Origin of the sequence: Paraeggerthella hongkongensis (assembly GCF_003726035.1) — a bacterium.
In the GTDB taxonomy this organism is placed as follows: domain Bacteria; phylum Actinomycetota; class Coriobacteriia; order Coriobacteriales; family Eggerthellaceae; genus Paraeggerthella; species Paraeggerthella hongkongensis.
On record NZ_QICD01000047.1, the window covers coordinates 1 to 2,952 of the forward strand.

Genomic DNA, 2,952 nt, shown 5'->3' on the forward strand with positions numbered 1-2,952 from the left:
CTCGTGGCCGCCCAGCTGGATGGTGCCCGGGCCGTAGAACTGCGCGTGGCCGCCCAGGTCGGTCATGGCCGTCTCGAAGGAGATGCGGGTGCGGGTGGACACCTGCTGGAAGATCATGCCGAGCGTCTTGTCCTTGAGCACCTGCGGGTAGCGCCCGCCCTCTTTGATCATGGTCTTCATGGAGCGCGCCAGCTCGATCATGTCGAGCAGCTCTTCTTTGGTGAAGTCGTTGGTGTCGATGTAGTCCTTCACAGCCATGCTAGTCCTCCTTGACGGATTGCCGCGGCCGATGCCTTTTCCCGGCCGCTTCTCTTGGCGCCCAGAATGCACGGCGCTCCCACCGCTGTGAAGGAATAATGGAGATTATTTTTTGGGAAAACCGTCTATATCCTAAATAATCTCGCTCGTTTACGCGATTGATCAGGCTATACTGCAACACCCCGTAATTGCCCTACAACCTCGCTACACCCATCTAAACCTCCGAGGTAGAATTGCGCAGAGCGGTAAAGACGTTTCGTCCATCGGAAAACGAGGGAGCATCGCCTTGGAAATCGCATTCTACTTCTACACGATCCTCATCATGCTCGTCTGCGCAGCGGCAGGCACCATTTCGCTTTCCGCGTACTTCGTCTCCCGCAAACGCAGCCATCTGTACATGGTGGCGTTCTTCCTGTTCTACTTCCTCGATCTGGCGATCATCTTCCAAAACGAATACCTTGGGCAGAACACCGACTTCCCCCTGGACGCGTTCTACGCCATCGATCAACCGCTGCTCAGAATCTTGTTCGCAGCCGGCGTTGTCGAATCGCTCTGGCTTGTCGCCTGCGACTTCGTCGACGAAAAAAGGCTGGCGCTGCGCGTCATGCCCGCTGTAGGGTTCGTGGTTCTCAGCAGCGCGATCGTCATCGTCCTTCCCGAAGGGCAATTCAAGCAGTGGCTGTTCTACAGCATGCGGCAGGTGTTTTTGATCTGGTGCCTTGCCTACCTGCTGCACCGATATTGGACCTCTACGAACGAGATAGAAAAAACGCGCATGAAACGCCAGGAGCCGCTGTTCCTGATCACGATAGCGCTGACCTTGGGTATTCTTGCGGAAGACACGTTTATGATGCTGGTCTGGAACCCCGAAGCGGTATCCGCAACCATGCTTCCCCTCTACATATCCGAGCGCAACTTTTGCGAGAACTTCCTCATGCTGGCCTTCGCGTTCTTCAGCTTGAAAGAGTCGGGGGAAACGCTTCGCATGCGCTTCAAAGAACCGCCGACATCAGAAAACCCCACGTTGCAACGCCACATCGACGACGTCCTGCCCATGTATTGCGAGCGGCACAAGCTGACGGCGCGCGAACGCGAGATCTTGGCCCTTGTGCTGCAGGGCAAGGACAACCAGAACATCGCCAGCGAGCTGCAATTGGCGCTGGGAACGGTGAAGGCGCACGTGCACAACATCCTGAAGAAAACCAGCCAGGCGACGCGGCAAGACCTGGCGCGCGACTTCTGGAAGGAATAAGGCCGGTGCGGCATGATCGCCCGCCTTATTCGATAAAGCGATAGAGCGGCAAACCCCCGCAACGGACACTCAAGGAAACGCATGTCCAAGGGCGCCTAGCGCCAGTCCTTGCGCACGAACAGCAGGCTCAGCTTGATCAGCAGATTCGAAATCTCCTGCGGCGACTCATGAGGCGTTTTGTTCAACCACTCCCTCACGATGGCATAGCCGCCCTGGCACAGGAACAGCCGAAGATACTCCTTCTCGCTGTCATCCCCTTCCCCGAACGCGCTGCTGGCAAAATAGGCGCGAACGGGCTCGATATTGAAAAGTCGCTCGGAAAACTGCTGATCGGGAGTCGCATTCACCAAAGCAAGGAACTTTCGCTGCTCCATATCCAGGTATCTCAGCACGGAAACGAAACTCTGCTCGTCACCCTCCACGCTCTCCGCCAAGTGCTTTTCCAACATTGAGAACAACTCGTTTTCGATATCCCTGAGCACGTCTTGCTGGCTTCCATAGTACTTGTAAAACGTGGTTCTGTTGATCTGAGCCTCGGCGCACAACTCGTAGATGGTTATCTTGTCGATGGGCTTCGACTCCAGAAGACGCACCAGAGCTTCTTTCAGAAGAGCCTTGCTCAGACGAACGCGCTGGTTCTCCATACCAACTCCTTTCTGCAAGATCAACTAATATCTCTAATTTGTTGACTTTGCAACAACACGCTTCTTATCTGTTCTCAACTAAACAATTTTAAATAAACAGTCTGTTGACGTTATCGTCGTTCAACTACGAAACTACCTTTTGTGCCCAAAGTCAAGAACTCACAGAAGGAATACGTTGCTGCCCATGGATAAAGTCGCTGATTTCATCGTGCGCAAGCGTGCGCTCATACTTGGCCTCATGACGGTTCTTGTTGCCATATGCGCCACATTCATTCCGCAGGTTGAGACCAATACGGACATGACGAAGTATTTGCCCGACTCTTCTCCCATGAAGCAGGGCATGGCGCTTATGGAGGACGAGTTTCCCGAAACCGAAATGACGCAAACCATTCGGGTTATGTTCAACGGCTTAGCCTCCGAACAAGCGGATGCCATTCAGCGCGAACTTGAGGCGATCCCCCATGTTGACAGCGTTGACTACCAGTCGGACAGCCCCGACCACAACAAAGACGGGCACACGCTTTATATCGTGAATACCACTTACGACTATGGCACTCCCGAAGAAGTCTCGATTGAAAAAGCGCTCGATAGCGAATTCGCCTCCTACGATATGCAGTGGGTAACCGACAATGCGGAATTCGACACGCTGCCCGCTTGGGCAATACCGCTTGCTTGACCTGTGTCAAGATTTCGGACACAAAAGTTAGAGAATTTACGCCGCCTTCTGCAGCGCGGGCTGCTTTGGTGCCGTGCGCTTGAAGAAGTCTTCCATCACCTCCGCCGGAACCTGGTAGCCAA

Annotated in this window: 3 protein-coding genes and 1 pseudogene; 2 read left to right on the forward strand and 2 right to left on the reverse strand. The window is 54.3% G+C overall.

Annotation, left to right across the window (positions count from 1 at the left end; all coding sequences use genetic code 11):
- A pseudogene (locus DMP08_RS12200) lies at positions 1 to 258 on the reverse strand (putrescine carbamoyltransferase); the annotation flags it as partial.
- Between the two features lie 286 nt (positions 259 to 544).
- Here DMP08_RS12200 and DMP08_RS12205 point away from each other — a divergent pair.
- Positions 545 to 1,510, forward strand: coding sequence for a helix-turn-helix domain-containing protein (locus tag DMP08_RS12205; RefSeq protein ID WP_123193147.1), 966 nt, complete (start codon positions 545 to 547; stop codon positions 1,508 to 1,510).
- 95 nt (positions 1,511 to 1,605) lie between these two features.
- Here the strand turns inward: DMP08_RS12205 and DMP08_RS12210 are convergent, their stop codons facing one another.
- A complete protein-coding gene (locus DMP08_RS12210; protein ID WP_123193148.1) occupies positions 1,606 to 2,154 on the reverse strand; it encodes a TetR/AcrR family transcriptional regulator in 549 nt (182 codons plus the stop codon).
- A gap of 184 nt (positions 2,155 to 2,338) precedes the next feature.
- Here DMP08_RS12210 and DMP08_RS12215 point away from each other — a divergent pair, with 184 nt between their 5' ends.
- Positions 2,339 to 2,830, forward strand: a complete 492-nt coding sequence (locus tag DMP08_RS12215) for a hypothetical protein (protein ID WP_123193149.1) — start codon at positions 2,339 to 2,341, stop codon at positions 2,828 to 2,830.
- Positions 2,831 to 2,952: the final 122 nt, after the last annotated feature.

Bases quoted from the DNA above. Each gene is read 5' to 3' on its own strand.
- DMP08_RS12210 (WP_123193148.1), bottom strand. From the start codon at position 2,154: ATGGAGAACCAGCGCGTTCGTCTGAGCAAGGCTCTTCTGAAAGAAGCT.
- DMP08_RS12215 (WP_123193149.1), top strand. From the start codon at position 2,339: ATGGATAAAGTCGCTGATTTCATCGTGCGCAAGCGTGCGCTCATACTT.